Source organism: Rhodovulum sp. HP10 (assembly GCF_047553435.1).
GTDB lineage: Bacteria > Pseudomonadota > Alphaproteobacteria > Rhodobacterales > Rhodobacteraceae > Rhodovulum.
The window spans coordinates 1,740,892-1,758,250 of sequence record NZ_CP180201.1 but is presented as its reverse complement, the minus strand read 5'-3'; the positions used below and the strand labels follow the sequence as shown (position 1 = coordinate 1,758,250).

The following is a 17,359-nucleotide window of genomic DNA, read 5'->3' as shown; positions in this document are numbered from 1 at the left end:
TTGCCTCTGCGACGGGCCCGGGCGACACTGAGCGCCCGTGCCGTAGGAGTATGACGACCCATGCAAGAGCTCTTGGAAATCAGCCCCAGCAAGGTGGTGCAGGTGATCTTTCAGGCCCGCGAGAAACGTCTGGGCGAGGCTGAGCTGCGCGGCTTCATCGCGGCCATGAACGATGACGAGAAGGCAAGCCTGGTGGCGCTGACCTGGATCGGCCGCGAGACCTTCGAGGCGGACGAGCTTGAAGAAGCGATCACCACCGCCAAGGCCGAGGCGACCTCGCCGACCGAGGATTACCTCGTCAACATGCCGCTCTTTGCCGATTATCTCGAAGCCGGTCTCGAAGCCATCGGGATCAGCCCGGCCGATGTCGAGGAAGAGTTCTTCGAGCGCTGACGGCGTGACGGAGCCTGTCGGCATCCGTCACGCGGCGCGCCGAATCCTCAGCGCGCCGCCTTTGCGTATCTTGCTGCGGCCTATGGAATAATTTCCTCCGCAGCGAGACATTGCGCAATTATATAACCTTTCCCTTGACCGGCCTTTGGGCATGCGCAACTCTGCGTTGACGCTTCGGTGTGGAGGAGGCCCCGAGGGGCCGTTTATCCGAAGCGCGATGAGGAAACCTGGCGCATGATACGCCGCCGAGGCGGCCGGAATATCCGGCCCGGTCCGCGGGCTCCGGTCGATCCGGGCCCGCCTCTCCGGAGACGGTCCGATCCGCGATCAACGCGGGCGTGACCGGCCGCCGACGCAGGGGAGGATGAAATTTGGCAACACGCGGCGCGTCGACGGATGAATTATGCTCCATTCCCGCGCTGCTTGCCCGCAACGTGTCGCGCTACGGCGACCGTCCCGCGTATCGCGAGAAGGAATTCGGGATCTGGCAAGCCTGGACCTGGGCCGAGGCGGCGGACGAGATCCGGGCGATGGCGCTGGGTTTTCTGGCGCTGGGAATGGCGCGGGGCGACCATGTCGCCGTGATCGGCCGCAACCGGCCTGCGCATTACTGGGCGATGGTGGCCGCCCAGATGTGCGGCGCGGTGCCGGTGCCGCTTTACCAGGACGCGGTGGCCGAAGAGATGGCCTATGTGCTGGACCATTGCGGCGCCCGCTTCGTCGTCTGCGGCGATCAGGAACAGGTCGACAAGGTCATCGAGATCCGCGACCGCGCGCCAGGCGTCGAGCATGTGCTTTACAACGACAAGCGCGGCATGCGGAAATACGACCACAGCCATCTGAACTGGCTGCACGATATCGGCGACGAGGGCCGCGCGGCGCATCGCCGTCTTGAACCCGAGCTTGACGCCCGCATCGCCGAGCAGGGCTGGGACACGACCTGCGTCATGCTCTACACCTCGGGCACCACCGGCAAGCCCAAGGGCGTGGTGCTGTCGAACCGCAACATCATCGAGACCGCGAAGGCCTCGGTCGCCTTCGACCATCTGGGCCAGGACGAGGAGGTGCTGGCCTATCTGCCGATGGCCTGGGTCGGCGATTTCATCTTCTCCATCGGTCAGGCCATGGTGGCGGGCTTCTGCGTCAACTGCCCCGAAAGCCCGGACACGATGATGACCGACCTGCGCGAGATCGGGCCCACCTATTTCTTCGCGCCGCCCCGGATCTTCGAGACCATGCTGACCAGCGTGATGATCCGGATGGAGGATGCGGGCGATCTGAAACACGCGCTTTTCAGGCATTTCATGGAGTTCGCCAAGGGCACCGGCGAACGCTTCGGGATGCCGCGCTATCGCCGCAGGCAGTCGCGGCCGACGCTGCGGCGCCGCGTCCGCTGGGTCTATCGCTATGCGATGGGGATCGGCTTCGCGATCGAGACTCTGGCCGAGAACGCGCTGCGGGGCTTCCTCGTGCGGCTGCGCCATCCGCTGGAGGCGCGAAAGCATTACCGGGCGCGGGGGCCTTTGCTGAACCTCTATCCCAAACCGCTGCGGGATTATTTCGAGTATCGCACCGGCGAGGTTCTGATCTACGGGCCGCTCAAAAACACGCTGGGCCTGTCGCGCATCCGGGTGGCCTATACCGCGGGCGAGGCCATCGGCCCCGAGATCTTCGAATTCTACCGCTCGCTCGGCATCAACCTCAAACAGCTTTACGGCCAGACCGAAGCGTCGGTCTTCATCACCCAGCAGCCCGACGGGCAGGTCCGGTCCGACACCGTGGGCGTGCCGAGCCCCGGCGTCGAGGTCAGGATCGGCGAGAATGGCGAGGTGTTCTATCGCAGCCCCGGCACCTTCGTCGAATATTACAAGAACCCCGAAAGCACCGCCTCGACCAAGGATGCCGAAGGCTGGGTCGCGACGGGCGATGCCGGCTTCTTCGAAGAGGCCAGCGGGCATCTGAGGATCATCGACCGCGCCAAGGATGTGGGCCGGATGGCCGATGGCGCGCTGTTCGCGCCGAAATATGTCGAGAACAAGCTGAAATTCTTTCCCGACATCCTCGAGGCAGTGGTCTTCGGCGCCGGGCGCGGGATCTGCACCGCCTTCATCAACATCGACCTCACCGCGGTCGGCAACTGGGCCGAGCGCAACAACATCGCCTATGCCTCCTACCAGGAACTGGCCGGGCATCCGCGCGTGCTTGAGACGATCAAGTCGCATGTCGAGGAGGTCAACCGCTCGCTTGCCGGGGACGAGATGCTGTCGGGCTGTCAGGTCCGCCGGTTTCTGGTGCTGCACAAGGAGCTTGACGCCGATGACGGCGAACTGACCCGCACCCGCAAGGTCCGCCGCCGCATCATCGAGGAGAAATATGCCGATCTGGTGACCGCGCTCTATGACGGCTCGGCCGAGAAACACACCGAAACCGAGGTGACCTACGAGGACGGGCGCAAGGGGCGCATCCGGGCCACCCTCAAGATCCGGGACGCGCGCTGCTTTCCGGTGCAATCCCATGACAAGGTGGCCGCGGAATGACCGAGAACCGACCCACGATCCCGATGCCTTCGCTCGACTGGCAGATCCCGTTCGGACGGGCCCAGAAGGATGTGCTCTGGATCAGCTTCGCCGTGCTGACCGCGATGGTGGCCTTCGGCGCCGGGTTCTGGGCGCTGGCCGCGGTCTTTTCGCTGGCGCTGGCGGTCTTTGCCCAGATCCGGGTGCCGCAGGAACCGGCAATGCCCGAAGGCAGCCGGCTTGCGCCGCTGTCGCATGCGCTGCGCTACGGGCTGGCCAATCTCGTCACCATGGTCTTCGTCTATGGCGCTGCGACCGTGCTGGGCTCGGGGCTGCGCATGGCGGTGACGAAACTTCTGGCCGCGGTATGAACCGGATGGCACCTCCGAAGCCGGACGAGGGTCAGCTTACCGAGGATGGCCGTGCCATCGGTCCGGTGCTGATGGAGCTGAGGAACATCACCCTGCGCTTTGGCGGCGTGGTCGCGATCAAGGACATCTCCTTCGACATCCGCGAGGGCGAGATCCGCGCCATCATCGGCCCGAACGGCGCGGGCAAGTCCTCGATGCTGAACGTGATTTCGGGCTTCTACCGGCCCTCGGAAGGCGAGGTCTGGTTCGAGGGCGCGCGCCGTCCGCCGATGCGGCCCTACAGGGTCGCGCGGCAGGGCATCGCCCGGACCTTCCAGAACATCGCGCTGTTTTCCGGCATGTCGACGCTCGACAATATCATGACCGGCCGGATCACCCGGATGAGGTCCTCGCTGCTGGCGCAGGCGCTGTGGTGGGGGCCGGCCGAGCGCGAGGAAAGCGAGCACCGCGCCGCAGTCGAGAAGATCATCGATTTCCTCGAGATCCAGCATATCCGCAAGACGCCCGTGGGCCGTCTGCCCTACGGATTGCAGAAGCGGGTGGAGCTGGGCCGGGCCCTGGCGGCCGAGCCGCGGCTTCTGTTGCTGGACGAGCCGATGGCCGGGATGAATGTCGAGGAGAAGGAGGACATGTCGCGCTTCATCCTCGATGTGAACGACGAATTCGGCACCACCATCGTCCTGATCGAGCATGACATGGGCGTGGTCATGGACCTTTCCGACCGGGTGGTGGTGATGGATTACGGCCGCAAGATCGGCGACGGCCCGCCCGAGGAGGTGCGCGCCAGCCAGGACGTGATCGACGCCTATCTGGGGGTGGCCCATGACTGATCTGCTTTACGCCGTCGAGGTGATGATCAACGGGCTGATGGCAGGCGTGCTTTATGCGCTGGTGGCGCTGGGCTTCGTCCTGATCTTCAAGGCATCCGGCATCTTCAACTACGCCCAAGGGGTGCTGGCGCTCTTCGCGGCGCTGACGCTGGTCGGGCTGCAGGAGGGGCAGGTGCCCTTCGCCCATCTGATCAACGCGGCCTTCGGCACCGATCTGCACCGGTTCGGCTGGCAGCTTCCGGCGGTTGTGGCCATCGTTCTGACGGTCGGGGTGATGGTGCTGTTGGCCATCGCCATCGAGCGGCTGATCCTCAAGCATCTGGTCAACCAGGCGCCGATCATCCTGTTCATGGCCACGATCGGCCTGGCCTATTTCCTCGAGGGGTTCGGCGACATCATGTGGGGCGCCGACATCAAGACGCTGGATGTGGGGCTGCCGCAAGGGGGCAGCGCCTGGCTCGAACAGGCCACCGCGGGCTGGGGCAGCGAGGAGTTCTACGGCTTCTTCATCGACAGGCTCGATATCGTGGCGACGCTGGTCGCGGCGGTGCTGGTGATCTCGCTGACGCTGTTCTCGCAATATTCCAAGCAGGGCCGGGCGCTGCGGGCGGTGGCCGACGACCATCAGGCGGCGCTGTCGGTCGGCATCTCGCTGCGCTTCATCTGGGTGCTGGTCTGGTCCATCGCGGGCATCGTGGCGCTGGTCGCGGGGATCATGTGGGGCGCCAAGTCCGGCGTGCAGTTCAGCCTGTCGCTGATCGCGCTGAAGGCGCTGCCGGTCCTGATGCTGGGCGGTTTCACCTCGATCCCGGGCGCCATCGTCGGCGGGCTGATCATAGGGGTCGGCGAGAAGCTGTTCGAATACACCATCGGTCCGATGATCGGCGGCGCGACCGAGAACTGGTTCGCCTATGTCCTGGCGCTGGTGTTTCTGGTGTTCCGGCCGCAGGGCCTGTTCGGAGAGAGGATCATCGAAAGGGTCTGACATGCAAAAGCTCTATGCCATTACCTGTGTGATCGGTTGGGGGGTCTTCTATGTGTTTGCCTATCTCGCGCTGGCCTCGGTCAACGACGCCGAATGGATGTCGGTGGCCTACGGGCTTCTGGCCTTCGCGGGCTTCGTTGCCGGGATGCTGTCTTGGGTGCGGCTTGTGCGCGGCAAGCGGCCGGTGATCCGGACCGTGCCGAAGGGGGCCGCCCGGGTCCGGAGGCCGCTATGAGCCACCGCACCCGGATCGGCGGGCTCTGCATCGACTGCCGGACCGACGATCTGGGGCCGGCGCTGGCCTTCTGGTCGGCGGCGCTGGGGCGCGAGGGCGCCCTGGTCGAGGACGGGCGCTATGCCCGGCTGAGCGGTCCGCCCGCCGCGCCGCAGGTGATCCTGCAGGCGGTCGGTCACGACCCGCGCGTGCATCTCGATATCGAGACCGACGATATCGAGGCCGAATGCGCCCGGCTGACCGGCCTCGGCGCGGTCGAGGTCACGCGGATCAAGGACTGGGTGGTGATGCAGGCCCCCACCGGGCACCGCTTCTGTCTGGTGCCGCCCGAAGGGGATTTTCCGAAAGATGCCATGGAGGTCGACTGAATGTTCTACCGCGAGGCCGGCGATTTCAAGACCTCCTACCGGGATGACAGCCAGACCTTCCCGATAGGCTTCGACCGCTACCGCTATTACGCGGTGCTGGTGCTGGCCTTCGCGGTCGTGCCCTTCGTCATCGACGATTACTGGGCCAGCGCGATCTTCGTGCCCTTCCTGATCTATGCCATCGCCGCCATCGGGCTGAACATCCTCGTTGGCTATTGCGGACAGCTCTCGCTTGGCACCGGCGGCTTCATGGCGGTGGGCGCCTATGCCTGCTACAAGCTGATGACCGCCTTTCCCGATCTCAACATCGTCTTCTGCATCCTGGGCGGCGGGCTGGTGACGGCGGCGGTGGGGGTGCTGTTCGGGCTGCCCTCGCTTCGGATCAAGGGCTTCTATCTCGCGGTCGCGACGCTTGCGGCGCAGTTCTTCCTGGTCTGGCTCTTCAACAAGGTGCCGTGGTTCTACAACTACTCGGCCTCGGGGCAGATCTCGGCGCCCGCGCGCAGCGTCTTCGGCCAGCCGGTCACCGGCGCCGGGGTCGAGGCCTGGGCGCAATACATGATCTGCCTCGTCTTCGCCGTGGTTCTGGCCTGGGCCGCGCGCAACCTGACGCGGGGCACGGTGGGGCGGTCCTGGATGGCGATCCGCGACATGGATATCGCGGCCGAGATCATCGGGGTGAACCCGCTCAGGGCCAAGCTGACGGCCTTCGCGGTCTCGTCCTTCTATATCGGCATCGCGGGGGCGCTGTTCTTCGCGGTCTATCTGGGCGCGGTCGAGGTGGGCGAGGCCTTCGGCATCCAGAAGAGCTTTCTCATCCTCTTCATGATCATCATCGGCGGGCTCGGCTCGATCTTCGGCAGCTTCGCGGGCGCGGCCTTCCTGGTGCTGCTGCCGGTCCTTCTGAAGAACGTGCTGGTGGGCAGCCTCGGCTGGCCCACCGACCTGACCGCCCATGTCCAGCTGATGATCCTGGGGGCTCTGATCATCGGCTTTTTGATCGCCGAGCCGCACGGGCTCGCCCAGCTCTGGCGGGTCGGCAAGGAAAAGCTGAGGCTCTGGCCATTCCCGCATTGACGGGCAGGGCAGGCGCGACCGACCGGGTCAACCCGGCACGCATTTTCAAGGGAGGAGTGACGACATGACCAACCGACTGGCCCCGCTTGCACTGGGCGTCCTGCTGGCCGCGGGCCCTGCCGCGGCCGATCTGGTATTCCCCGATCTCAGCTACCGCACCGGGCCCTTCGCCGCGGGCGGCGTGCCGTTCTCGGACGGCTATCAAGACTATTTCACCCTGGTGAACGAACGCGATGGCGGCATCGGCGGGGTCAAGGCCCGGGTGCCGGAATGCGAGACCGCCTACAACACCGAGAAGGGGGTCGAGTGCTACGAGGCCACCAAGGGCGATGGCGCGCTGATCTACCAGCCGCTCTCGACCGGCATCACCTATCAGCTGATCCCGAAGGTCGAGGCCGATCACATCCCGCTGCACACCATGGGCTATGGCCGCACCTCGGCCGCCAATGGCAAGGTCTTCGAATGGGTGTTCAACTATCCCGCCAATTACTGGGACGGGGCCTCGGTCGTCATCAAGTACCTGATGGACGAGAACGGCGGCAGCCTCGAGGGCAAGAAGATCACGCTGCTCTATCACAATTCGGCCTATGGCAAGGAGCCGATCCCGACGCTCGAGGCGCTGTCGAAGAAGCACGGCTTCAGGCTGACGCTGATCCCGGTCGACAGCCCCGGCCAGGAACAGAAGTCGCAATGGCTGCAGATCCGGCGCGAGCGGCCCGATGTCGTGGTGATGTGGGGTTGGGGCGTGATGAACCAGGTCGCGATCCAGGAGGCCGCCAATATCGGTTTCCCGATGGACCATTTCATCGGCAACTGGTGGGCCGGGGCCGAGCATGACGTGGCCTCCGCGGGCATGGCCGCCGATGGCTACAAGGCGCTGAACATGAACCGGGTGGTCGATTACCCGGTCTTCGCCGATATCCGCACTCATGTCGTCGAGAAGGGGCTGGCGGCGGGCGACGGCTCGTATGTGGGCTCGGTGCTTTACACCCGCGGCATGTATGCGGCGATGCTGGCGGTCGAGGCGGCGAAGACGGCGCAGGAGATGACCGGCACCGCCCAGATCGACGCGGCGATGATGCGCGAGGGGATGGAGCATCTGGAGATGACCGCCGCCAGGATGGAGGCGCTGGGCATGCCGGGGATCGGCCCCGAATTCACCGTGAGCTGCGCCGATCACGGCGGTTCGGGCATGGCCATCGTCCAGCAGTGGAACGCGGGCGACAAGGAATGGGTGCCGCTGACCGATTTCATCGCCCCCGATGCCGAGGTGATCGCGCCGCTCATCGAGGCCGATTCCACGGCCTTCGCGGCCGAGAACGGCATCACGCCGCGCTGCGACTGACGTCCCGCCGCCCCCGGCCACGACCCGGCCGGGGGCCTTGCCTTCGAGGAAAACGCCCATGTTCGATACCGCGCCGCAGGACGAGGCCCTGCTTGAGCTCAACAATATCGAGGTGATCTACAATCACGTCATCCTGGTGCTGAAGGGCGTGTCGCTGTCGGTGCCGAAGGGCGGCATCACAGCCCTTCTGGGCGGCAACGGCGCGGGCAAGACGACGACGCTCAAGGCCATCTCGAACCTTTTGCGGTCGGAACGCGGCGAGGTCACCAAGGGCTCGATCCTCTATCGCGGGACGAGGGTGCAGGATCTGAACCCCGCCGATCTGGTCAAGGCGGGCGTGATCCAGGTGATGGAGGGGCGGCATTGCTTCGAGCATCTGACCGTCGAGGAGAACCTTCTGACCGGCGCCTATACCCGCACCGATGGCCGCGCCGCGATCCAGGCCGATCTCGAGATGGTCTATGGTTATTTCCCGCGCCTGAAGGAGCGGCGGAAGTCCCAGGCGGGCTATACCTCGGGCGGCGAGCAGCAGATGGTCGCCATCGGCCGCGCGCTGATGAGCCGGCCGCAGATGATCCTGCTGGACGAACCCTCGATGGGGCTCGCGCCGCAGCTTGTCGAACAGATCTTCGAGATCGTGAAATCGGTCAACGAGAACGAGGGCGTGACCTTCCTTCTGGCCGAGCAGAACACCAATGTCGCGCTCCGCTATGCCCATTACGGCTATATCCTCGAATCCGGCCGGATCGTGATGGACGGCCCGGCTGCCGATCTGCGCGAGAACCCGGATGTGAAGGAGTTCTATCTCGGCATGTCCGATCAGGGCCGCAAGAGCTTTCGCGATGTGCGCTCCTACCGCCGCCGCAAGCGCTGGCTGAGCTGACGCTGCCTGTCATCTGTGACCGAAGGAGTACCGATGTCCGTTTCTTTCGACGCTCTCGAGACCCGCTCGGAAGACGAGCGCGCCGCCTCTCTGGCCGAATGTCTGCCCGCGCTGGTCGCGGCCGCCCGTGCGCTGCCGGGCTATGCCGGGGCGCTGGCCGAGGTGAACCCGCTGAGCCTGACCACGCGCGAGGCCCTGGCGACGCTGCCTGTCCTGCGCAAGTCGGGCCTCGTCGCCGCGCAATCGGCCGATGCGCCCTTCGGCGGCTATACCGCCTGGGAGGCGCGTCAGTTCGATCATGTCTTCCAGTCGCCCGGACCGATCTACGAACCGGGCTGCGTCAACACCAACTGGTGGCGGCTGGGCCGCTTCCTGCATGCCGCCGGAATCGGCGAGGGCGACATCGTGCAGAACTGCTTCGGCTATCACCTGACGCCCGCCGGCATGATGTTCGAGAACGGCGCACGTGCCGTCGGGGCTGCGGTCCTGCCCGCTGGCACCGGCCAGACCGAGCTGCAGGTGCGCGCCGCCCGCGATGTTGGCGTGACCGCCTATGCCGGGACGCCCGATTTCCTCAAGGTGCTGCTCGACCGGGCCGACGCATTGGGGATGGATCTGTCGCGCATCCGGCGCGCCGTCGTGTCGGGAGGCGCGTTGTTCCCGTCGCTGCGTCAGGACTATGCCGATCGGGGCATCGCCTGCCTGCAATGCTATGCCACCGCCGATCTCGGCAATATCGCTTATGAAAGTCCGGCGATGGAGGGGATGATCGTCGATGAGGGCGTGATCGTCGAGATCGTGCGCCCCGGCACCGGCGATCCGCTGCCCGATGGCGAGGTGGGCGAGGTCGTGGTGACGACGCTCAACCCCGACTATCCGCTGATCCGCTTCGCGACCGGAGATCTGTCCGCGGTGATGCCGGGGCAATCGCCCTGCGGGCGCACAAACATGCGCATCCGGGGCTGGATGGGCCGGGCCGACCAGACCGCCAAGATCAAGGGCATGTTCGTCCGCCCCGAGCAGGTGGCCGATCTCGTCGCACGCCATCCCGACGTGACGAAGGCACGGGTCGTGGTCGGTCGCGCGGGCGAGCGCGACACGATGACGGTGCTGCTCGAGACCGAGGCAACCGACCCCGTGCCTTTCGCGGCCAGCGTCGCCGAGGTGCTGAAGCTGAAAGGAACGGTCGAGCTGGTCGCGCCAGGCAGCCTGCCCAATGACGGTCTGGTGATCGAGGATACCCGACGCTACGACTGAGGCCGCAGCCCTGTCCCACCCGTCCTGTCCCGCCCGCCTTGTCTCGCCTGCCCCGGGCTGTCAGCTTGCGGCCTGCTGTCCTGCGTTGTCCGGGCTGCGACGCTGCCTTTGTACCGACCATCTGTCGATCAGCCGCGCCCATAGGATCAGGCAGAGGCAAGCCGCCAGGACGTAGTGCCTGGCAAAGCCGGACGGGAAGGCTAGGAAGTGCAGCAGCGCGAAACCTATGGAGGCAAGGACCGCCTTGTCGAATGGGACGAGGCGGCCCCGCATCGCCTTCGCGGCGAGAAAGGCTGCCGTTCCGAGGATCAGCGCGACCATTCCCGTATCTTTCGAGACGAGACGCTGCAAGCCCCTGGCATAGGCCCCCAGGATGTCGGTCATCCCGAGCGTCCGCTCCATCTCCGCGGGATAGGGTTGAGGTCCCGAGACAAGGGTGAAGTCGAAGACGCGAAGATAGCCGTAATTGCCCGAGACGGCGTTCAGGCCGAACACGGTCGCGGCTCCGGCGCCCAGCATCGCGGCGATCCACAGGCGCGGAACCCGACCATGAAGCAGAAGCGCCGCGAAGGGCAGCAGGATGACGAAATCGGTCCTTGCCAGCGGAAGAAGCGCGAAAAGCAGCATTGCCGGGGGCGGGTACCTTTGACAGAGCAGAAGCGCCGCAAGCGCGATCAGTGCGGCCAGCCCGTCGGGGGTCGAGAGCCGCGCCAGGCAGCCAAGCCCGGCCTCGTACAGGGCAAAGGGGAGAAGCGCGGCGACCGCGATCGATCTGGGAGAGACGGCGACCCATCCGAGGATCAGGAGAAGCCCGCCGCACAGGGCCGAGACCAGTGCCGTTCCGTCTGCGATCGTCCCGGTGAGCTTCGAGCCCGCGATGGACAGAGCCACATAGAGCGGCCGGATGGAATAGAACGGCAGCTGCTGGCGGAGCGCCTCGGGATCCTGGTAGACAGCCGCCCGATAGCCTCCGGTGGTCAGCTTCTCGAAGGTCTCGGGTGCGGTCGCGCGGCGGATATCTTCATAGGTCCGGGTCGAAAGGTGGTCGGTGCCGGTTTCTCCCATCAGCCTGTAGGCGACGGCGGTGTAACCGATGACATCCCAGTTGTGATGACTGCGGGCGTAGGAGTTCAGAACGAGGAACAACGAGAGAACCGCCAGGTAGGCAAGTCCGGCCAGTTTCAGGGCGCGTGCGTTTCCAAGAGTGTTCAAATCGGTCTGCCTGTCCTCTGTACCGCGCCTGCCCGGCGGCGTCCTGTCCGGCTCCGGGCGCACGGCTTGTCCGCGTCGATGGCTCTTCTCGGCGGAAGGCCTGACCGGAACAATGGCTTCAGGTCATGAATACATAGGTGCCGGGCGCGGGGCAGAGCGGCGGCAGGCCGGCATCGGGGGCGCCCATCCCGGGCGGCGCGGCCTCGGCCGGGCCGGTCCTTGCAGCCAGCCATTTCGCCCATTCCTGCCACCACGATCCTTCCTGTGCCGGGTGGCGTGCATACCAGCTGTCGGGGTCCATGTAGCGGGTGTCGGGCGTCCGGCAGCCGATGCGGTAATGGCGGCCCTTGTGGCCCGGTTCGGACAGGATGCCGCCATTATGGCCGCCCTTGGTCAGCACGAAGGTCAGCTCGTTCTGGGTGAAGAGCGCGACCTTGTAGACCGAATGCCAGGGCGCGATATGGTCCTTCTCGGTGCCGATCACGAACATCGGCGCCCGGATGTCCTTGAGCGCGATCACCCTTCCCTCGACCGCGAACCGGCCCGAGGTCAGGCGGTTGTCGAGAAACAGCGCCCGCAGATAGTCGGAATGCATCCGCGCGGGCATTCGCGTCGCATCGGCGTTCCAGGCCGAGATGTCGAAGCCCTCGTTCTCCTTGCCCATCAGGTAGCGCCGGACCGCGCGGCTCCAGACCAGATCCTCGTCGCGCAGCGCCCGGAAGGCGCCCGCCATCTGCTCCTGTGCCAGATAGCCTTGATCCCACATCATGTCCTCGAGGAAGGCCACCTGGCTTTCATCGAGAAACAGCATCAGCTCGCCGGGTTCGGTGAAGTCGGTCTGCGCCGCCAGCAGCGTGATCGAGCCCAGCCGCTCGTCGCCCTCGCGCGCCATGGTGGCGGCGGCGATGGCCAGCATGGTGCCGCCGAGGCAATAGCCGCAGGCATGGATCCTCTGCCCGGGCACGACCTTGCCGACCGCCTCGAGCGCGGCCATCACGCCCTCGCGGCGGTAATCGTCGAGCGACACGTCGCGATAATCGGCCGTGGGGTTCACCCAGGACATCGCGAAGACGGTGAAGCCCTGCCCGACCAGATAGGCGATCAGCGAGTTTTCCGGGCTGAGGTCGAGGATGTAGTATTTCATGATCCAGGCCGGCACGATCAGCACTGGCTCGGGATGCACGGTGGCGGTCCGGGGCGCGTATTGGATCAGCTCGAACAGATCGTTGCGGAACACCACCTCGCCTTCGGTGACGGCGAGGTTGCGGCCGACCGCATAGCCCTCCGGGGCGGGGGCGGGATCGCCCTTGGCTTGTGCGCCCAGATCCTCGGTCAGGTGTTTCAGCCCCTGCATCAGGCTGGCCCCGCCGGTGCGCAGCGTTTCCTGCAGGATTTCGGGATTGGTCAGCAGCATGTTCGAGGGCGACAGCATATCGAGCATCTGCCGCGCCATGAAGGCGACCCGGTCGCTGCTATGCGGGTCGGTGCCGCGGGCCGGTTCGGCGGCGGCGTCCCACCAGTCCTGCGCGGCCAGAAAGGCCTGCTGCCACAGCGAGAAGGGCGGGCGCGACCAGGCGGGATGGGTAAAGCGGTGATCCTCGGCGCGCGGCCGGAACGGCGGGTCCCCGGCCGACCAGCCCGCGGCATGGGCGGCCAGTTTCGCACCGTTGTGAAGCGCGCGCTCGGCCAGCTCCATCTGGCGGCCGGGGGCGCGGGCGAGATGGCTGGCCCAGTCTGCCCAGGCGGCAACGGCCGCGTTGGGCGAGGTGCCCGAGGTCATCCGCGCCAGGATCGCGCGGCCCGCCCGGTCGGCGGTCTCGTAGGGATGGTCGGATTCCGGATGGCCGTTCGGTGCGGTCATGGCCTGCCTCTTCATCGTTCTGCCCTGGCCGGTCTGATGCAACGGCCTGTCAGAACCGCGATAACAATCGGGCCATGGCGCGACAATCCTGCCGCAACGTAAAAACGCTCCGGACCGAGATCCGGAGCGTTTCGGGTCACGACGTGACCTGATCCTGTTGCGGCGCTCAGCCCTGGCGGGCTTTGAAGCGGCGCTGGGTCTTGTTGATCACATAGACCCGGCCCTTGCGGCGCACAACGCGGCAGTCACGATGACGCTGCTTGAGCGAGCGGAGCGAGTTGCGGACCTTCATCGGCCTTCTCCTCATGTCGCGGCGCGTCCGTGCGCCTCGTGGGTTTCAAGGGCTGTCCCCGGGCCTTGCGCCGCGGGGACAGAAATTCGATGGTGGGCGGTACTGGGATCGAACCAGTGACCCCTACGATGTCAACGTAGTGCTCTACCGCTGAGCTAACCGCCCGTTTCCGAAACCATCCTGCCCTTCCGAAAGAAAATGGACGCGGGCAGGACCGCGTCGGTCCGCAGGTATATAAAAGGAGTCGGAGGAGGGTGCAAGGGCTTTTGGTCTTCTCTATTATGCCATTATAAATGTCCGGAGGAGGACCTGGCGGCGTGCAGGCGTTCAAGCTTTTCCGGCCTGACGGGCCGGCCACCAGCATTGTGTTTTCCTCGCCCCATAGCGGGCGGGATTACCCGAGTTCGTTCCTGCGCCAGACGGTGCTCGACGAACGCACCATCCGCTCTTCCGAGGATGCCTTCATCGATATCCTGTTCTCCGATGCGCCGGGGCAGGGCGCGCCGCTGCTCGCGGCTTCGGTGCCGCGCGCCTTCGTCGATCTCAACCGGGCCGCCGAGGAACTCGATCCGGCGGTGATCTCGGGGGCCCGGATGACCGGGCACAATCCGCGGATCAGCTCGGGGCTCGGGGTGATTCCCCGCGTTGTGGCAAACGGTCGCGGCATCTATCGCGGCAAGATCGCCCTGGCCGAGGCCGAAACGCGGATCGAGACCTGCTGGCGACCCTATCACCGCCAGCTCGAAGCGCTGCTCGAGGAGGCGATGGCCCGATTCGGCCAGTCGATCCTGATCGATTGCCATTCGATGCCGCGCGAGGCGATCGAAACCGCGCGGTCGGGTGGGCGGCCGCGCCCCGAGGTGGTGCTTGGCGACCGTTTCGGCACCTCGGCCGGTGCCGCGATCGTCGACCGGATCGAACAGGCCTTTTCCGCTGCGGGGCTTCGGGTCGTGCGCAACGCGCCCTTCGCCGGGGCCTATATCACCCAGCGCTACGGCCTGCCCGCGCGGCGACGCCATGCGGTGCAGGTCGAAATCGACCGCTCGCTTTACATGGACGAGGCCGAGATCCGTCCCAATGCCGGTTTCGACCCGCTGCGGCGCGTGCTGGGCGAGGTGGTGGCGTCGCTGAGCGCGATCGGCCGTCCCGACGACGTGCCGCTGGCGGCCGAATAGGCCCGGCTTTCAGACGAAATCCGACCGCCGGAACAGGCTGCGCACGATGGTCAGCCCGGCGCCGATGGCCCCGATGGTGAAAGCCACGCGAAGTCCGGCCGAGGCGGTCATGCCCAGCGTCTGTGCGGCGGTGGCCGGATCCTGCGAGGTCAGGTTCAGCAGGCCGATGATGCATTGCGTGGCCGCGCCGCCCGGGATCATCGGGATGCAGCCCGCCACCGCCAGCGCGGTTCCCATCCGCGCCACCCTGAGCCGGGGCAGCGACAGGAGCTCGACCCCCAGCGCGACCGCGGCCGCGGCGGCGAAGGAGGCGGCCTCGAGGCTCCAGCCCATATCCAGCCCGAGGGTGCGTACCGCCAGCGCCAGCGCCCCGGCCGCCGCCGCCCAGGCCAGCCGCAGCCAGTCGAAGTTGAACAAGACGCCGAAGCCCGCCGCCGCGACCGCGCCGAACACCGCCTGATGCAGGACCGAGCGCTGCGGCTCGAACACCGCGTCGGGCATCTCGGGCACCAGAAGCCGTGCCGCCGAGATGCCGACGGTGATGAAGATGAGGATCATCCCCACCGTCACGAAGCGGGCGCTGCCGGTGGTCGGGTGGCCTTCCATGATGTCGGTCTGGGCATTCATCGCCGGCACCCCCGGCACCAGCAGGAGGACCGCCGCCGTCATCGCCGTCTCGACCATGTGGCTGCCCGCAGGTATCGCCATGAGCCCGGCCAGCGTCGCCGCGAGGCAGGCGACGATTGCGGTCAGGACGAAGGGGTTGGCGCCGTGGCGCATCAGGCTCACGCGGACCCATTGCCCGGCCGTGCCGGCCGCCAGCACCGGCCCGAAGGCGGCCCAGTCGACCCCCAGAAGCCGCCCGAAGGCGGCGCAGGCGATGCCGGCGGCAAATGCGATCAGCAGCCGCGGGTGATGCGGGGTCTGCGCCCGGAGCCGGGCCAGCGCGTCGCTGACCTCTCCGGTAGTGGCACCGTCGCGTTCGACCGCGACGCAGAGATCGCGGATGGCGTGGTTCATGCGCATGTTGACCCCATGCGCGCCGGTGCCGGTCATCCGGGTGATGCTGTTCCCGCCATGGGTCACGGTCAGCGCCAGAGAGGCGAAGCCGACCCGCACATGCACGTCCTCGGCGCCGAGCCCGAGGGCGATCTTGCGCATGCCGTCCCTCACCACCAGCGACTTGCCGCCGGTCTCGGTCAGAAGAACGCCCGCCTGCAACGCGGTCATCGCGATCTGTTCGAGGTGGCGGTGGCGCAACACCACGGGGTCGGTGCTTTCAGTCATGGCTAGCCTGCCTGATCGTCGTCGATTTGCCCTCCCAATTGTCTCCCCTGCCGCGAAGGACAAGGCCAATCTGTGGCTATGCCGCCCTCGCCGGTGACGAGGTTGCCCGCAGGATCTGTTAAAAATCGAAGGGATTTCGATGGTTTGGGTGCATTTTCAGCGGCGGCTTGGCGTGGTGCACTGCTAGTCGCGCGGCTGCAAGGAGAGGTGGCAACCCGGGTGACAAGCAACCATGAGCATCGCGCATCCCGAAAAGATCGGGCTTGGAACCTGGGACCGCGACTCGCGCGGCAGTGCGCTGGGCGATCTGGGCTTCGAGTGGTACTACACTTGGAGCGACTGGCCCCTTTACGACGCCGGCCCGAGTCCCGATCCGGCCGAGTTCGTCGGCATGGCCCGGGACGAGCGGATGGTCGGTCAGGCCGCGCTCGACCGCATCCTTGCCGCCAGGGCCGACACGCTTCTTGGCTTCAACGAACCCGATCTGGCCCGCCAGGCGGATAGGGAGGTTGCGGAGGCGCTCGCGCTCTGGGGCGCGCTCCAGGCGACCGGGCTCCGGCTCGTCTCGCCGGCCGCCTCGCAGGAACAGACCCTGGGGGCTGAAAGCTGGCTCGGCCGCTTCATGGACGGCGCCGCGGTGCAGGGGCTGAGGGTCGATGTCGTGGCCGTCCATTACTATTCCGACACTGGCGATCTCGCGATTTCGAGGCCTGGCTGAACGCGGTCCATGACCAGTATGGCAAGCCGGTTTGGGTCACCGAATGGGTGCTGGCCGACTGGACCGGCGGGCGCAGCTTCAGCGCCGCCGAACAGGTCGCCTTCGCCCGGACCGGGGCCGAGATGATGGATGCTCTCGATTTCGTCGAGCGTCACGCCTGGTTCGCGGCCTATGAGGGCGGCGATGGCTGGTATCTGAACGGCGGCCTTTGCGACGCGGCGGGCAATCTGACCGAGGTTGGCCGTGTCTTCGCCGATCTGACCGCGGCCCGTTGCGCCCCCGACGATTGCGGGCAGCGATGGCGACGACCTGCTGAGCGGCGGCGCCGGGGCCGAGCTGATGCTGGGCGGGGCGGGCGACGGTCATCTGACCGGCGGCGGCTCGGATACACTTTGCGGCGGCGCGCGCAATGACAAGCTGCAGGGCAGCGTTGCGGGTGATCTGCTGAAGGACAGGACGGGCGACGATCTTTATGTGGTGGTCTCGACCGCAAGTGCCGTTCTGGAAAAGGCGGGCGCGGGGCGGGACCGGGTTCACGCCACGGTCGACTGGAC

The 17,359-nt window shown here is 66.4% G+C and carries 17 protein-coding genes, 1 tRNA gene and 2 pseudogenes; 15 read left to right on the top strand and 5 right to left on the bottom strand.

Features of this window, described 5'->3' with window-relative positions:
• The first annotated feature begins 60 nt into the window (after nt 1–60).
• From ACK8CO_RS08135 to ACK8CO_RS08085, 11 genes are all read left to right on the top strand, one after another.
• Nucleotides 61–393: a DUF3775 domain-containing protein gene (locus ACK8CO_RS08135; protein WP_414898791.1), complete on the top strand. Its 333-nt coding sequence runs from the start codon at nt 61–63 to the stop codon at nt 391–393.
• Nucleotides 394–764: 371 nt separating this feature from the next.
• Nucleotides 765–2,930: an AMP-binding protein gene (locus ACK8CO_RS08130; protein ID WP_414898790.1), complete on the top strand. Its 2,166-nt coding sequence runs from the start codon at nt 765–767 to the stop codon at nt 2,928–2,930.
• Nucleotides 2,927–3,280 carry a hypothetical protein gene (locus ACK8CO_RS08125; RefSeq protein WP_080614978.1) on the top strand — a complete coding sequence of 118 codons (354 nt, stop codon included), beginning with the start codon at nt 2,927–2,929 and terminating at the stop codon, nt 3,278–3,280. Before ACK8CO_RS08130 ends, ACK8CO_RS08125 begins: the two co-directional genes overlap by 4 nt.
• A 5-nt stretch (nt 3,281–3,285) precedes the next feature.
• Complete coding sequence (locus tag ACK8CO_RS08120) at nt 3,286–4,110, top strand: ABC transporter ATP-binding protein (RefSeq protein WP_414898789.1); 825 nt, start codon at nt 3,286–3,288, stop codon at nt 4,108–4,110.
• On the top strand, nt 4,103–5,095 hold the full coding sequence (locus tag ACK8CO_RS08115; RefSeq protein WP_080614980.1) for a branched-chain amino acid ABC transporter permease: 993 nt from the start codon (nt 4,103–4,105) through the stop codon (nt 5,093–5,095). The genes ACK8CO_RS08120 and ACK8CO_RS08115 overlap by 8 nt, the downstream gene beginning before the upstream one ends.
• Nucleotide 5,096: 1 nt before the next feature.
• Nucleotides 5,097–5,330, top strand: coding sequence for a hypothetical protein (locus tag ACK8CO_RS08110; RefSeq protein ID WP_080614981.1), 234 nt, complete (start codon nt 5,097–5,099; stop codon nt 5,328–5,330).
• Entirely contained in the window at nt 5,327–5,698 is a 372-nt protein-coding gene (locus ACK8CO_RS08105; protein WP_080614982.1) for a VOC family protein, read from the top strand. The genes ACK8CO_RS08110 and ACK8CO_RS08105 overlap by 4 nt, the downstream gene beginning before the upstream one ends.
• Complete coding sequence (locus ACK8CO_RS08100; protein ID WP_080614983.1) at nt 5,699–6,775, top strand: branched-chain amino acid ABC transporter permease; 1,077 nt, start codon at nt 5,699–5,701, stop codon at nt 6,773–6,775. It begins immediately after the preceding gene.
• Nucleotides 6,776–6,839: 64 nt separating this feature from the next.
• The gene (locus ACK8CO_RS08095; protein WP_414898788.1) at nt 6,840–8,120 is read left to right on the top strand and encodes an ABC transporter substrate-binding protein; all 1,281 of its coding nucleotides are present in this window, start codon (nt 6,840–6,842) and stop codon (nt 8,118–8,120) included.
• A gap of 58 nt (nt 8,121–8,178) precedes the next feature.
• Nucleotides 8,179–9,003: an ABC transporter ATP-binding protein gene (locus ACK8CO_RS08090; RefSeq protein WP_080614985.1), complete on the top strand. Its 825-nt coding sequence runs from the start codon at nt 8,179–8,181 to the stop codon at nt 9,001–9,003.
• A 33-nt stretch (nt 9,004–9,036) separates the two neighbouring features.
• The gene (locus ACK8CO_RS08085; protein WP_414898787.1) at nt 9,037–10,260 is read left to right on the top strand and encodes a phenylacetate--CoA ligase family protein; all 1,224 of its coding nucleotides are present in this window, start codon (nt 9,037–9,039) and stop codon (nt 10,258–10,260) included.
• A gap of 60 nt (nt 10,261–10,320) precedes the next feature.
• Here ACK8CO_RS08085 and ACK8CO_RS08080 read toward each other — a convergent pair whose 3' ends face one another.
• The 4 genes from ACK8CO_RS08080 to ACK8CO_RS08065 all read right to left on the bottom strand — a co-directional run bounded on the left by ACK8CO_RS08080 (nt 10,321) and on the right by ACK8CO_RS08065 (nt 13,790).
• The gene (locus ACK8CO_RS08080) at nt 10,321–11,472 is read right to left on the bottom strand and encodes a hypothetical protein (RefSeq protein WP_414898786.1); all 1,152 of its coding nucleotides are present in this window, start codon (nt 11,470–11,472) and stop codon (nt 10,321–10,323) included.
• A 118-nt stretch (nt 11,473–11,590) separates the two neighbouring features.
• Nucleotides 11,591–13,333: a PHA/PHB synthase family protein gene (locus ACK8CO_RS08075; protein ID WP_414898785.1), complete on the bottom strand. Its 1,743-nt coding sequence runs from the start codon at nt 13,331–13,333 to the stop codon at nt 11,591–11,593.
• A 166-nt stretch (nt 13,334–13,499) separates the two neighbouring features.
• Entirely contained in the window at nt 13,500–13,625 is a 126-nt protein-coding gene (ykgO, locus tag ACK8CO_RS08070; RefSeq protein WP_010141322.1) for a type B 50S ribosomal protein L36, read from the bottom strand.
• Nucleotides 13,626–13,715: 90 nt separating this feature from the next.
• Nucleotides 13,716–13,790: transfer RNA gene (locus tag ACK8CO_RS08065), tRNA-Val, on the bottom strand.
• A 152-nt stretch (nt 13,791–13,942) separates the two neighbouring features.
• Between ACK8CO_RS08065 and ACK8CO_RS08060 the strand changes: the two genes are divergently transcribed.
• Nucleotides 13,943–14,800 carry an N-formylglutamate amidohydrolase gene (locus ACK8CO_RS08060; RefSeq protein ID WP_231119195.1) on the top strand — a complete coding sequence of 286 codons (858 nt, stop codon included), beginning with the start codon at nt 13,943–13,945 and terminating at the stop codon, nt 14,798–14,800.
• A gap of 9 nt (nt 14,801–14,809) precedes the next feature.
• On the opposite strand, the gene ACK8CO_RS08055 is transcribed toward ACK8CO_RS08060, so the two are convergent.
• Nucleotides 14,810–16,087 carry a threonine/serine exporter family protein gene (locus tag ACK8CO_RS08055; RefSeq protein WP_414898784.1) on the bottom strand — a complete coding sequence of 426 codons (1,278 nt, stop codon included), beginning with the start codon at nt 16,085–16,087 and terminating at the stop codon, nt 14,810–14,812.
• Nucleotides 16,088–16,319: 232 nt separating this feature from the next.
• Here ACK8CO_RS08055 and ACK8CO_RS08050 point away from each other — a divergent pair, with 232 nt between their 5' ends.
• The 3 genes and pseudogenes from ACK8CO_RS08050 to ACK8CO_RS08040 form a co-directional block, all read left to right on the top strand.
• Entirely contained in the window at nt 16,320–16,805 is a 486-nt protein-coding gene (locus ACK8CO_RS08050) for a glycosyl hydrolase (RefSeq protein WP_414898783.1), read from the top strand.
• Nucleotides 16,694–16,996: pseudogene (locus ACK8CO_RS08045) on the top strand (glycosyl hydrolase); the annotation flags it as partial. The gene ACK8CO_RS08050 and the pseudogene ACK8CO_RS08045, both read left to right, overlap by 112 nt.
• 94 nt (nt 16,997–17,090) lie before the next feature.
• Nucleotides 17,091–17,207: pseudogene (locus ACK8CO_RS08040) on the top strand (peptidylprolyl isomerase); the annotation flags it as partial.
• Nucleotides 17,208–17,359: the final 152 nt, after the last annotated feature.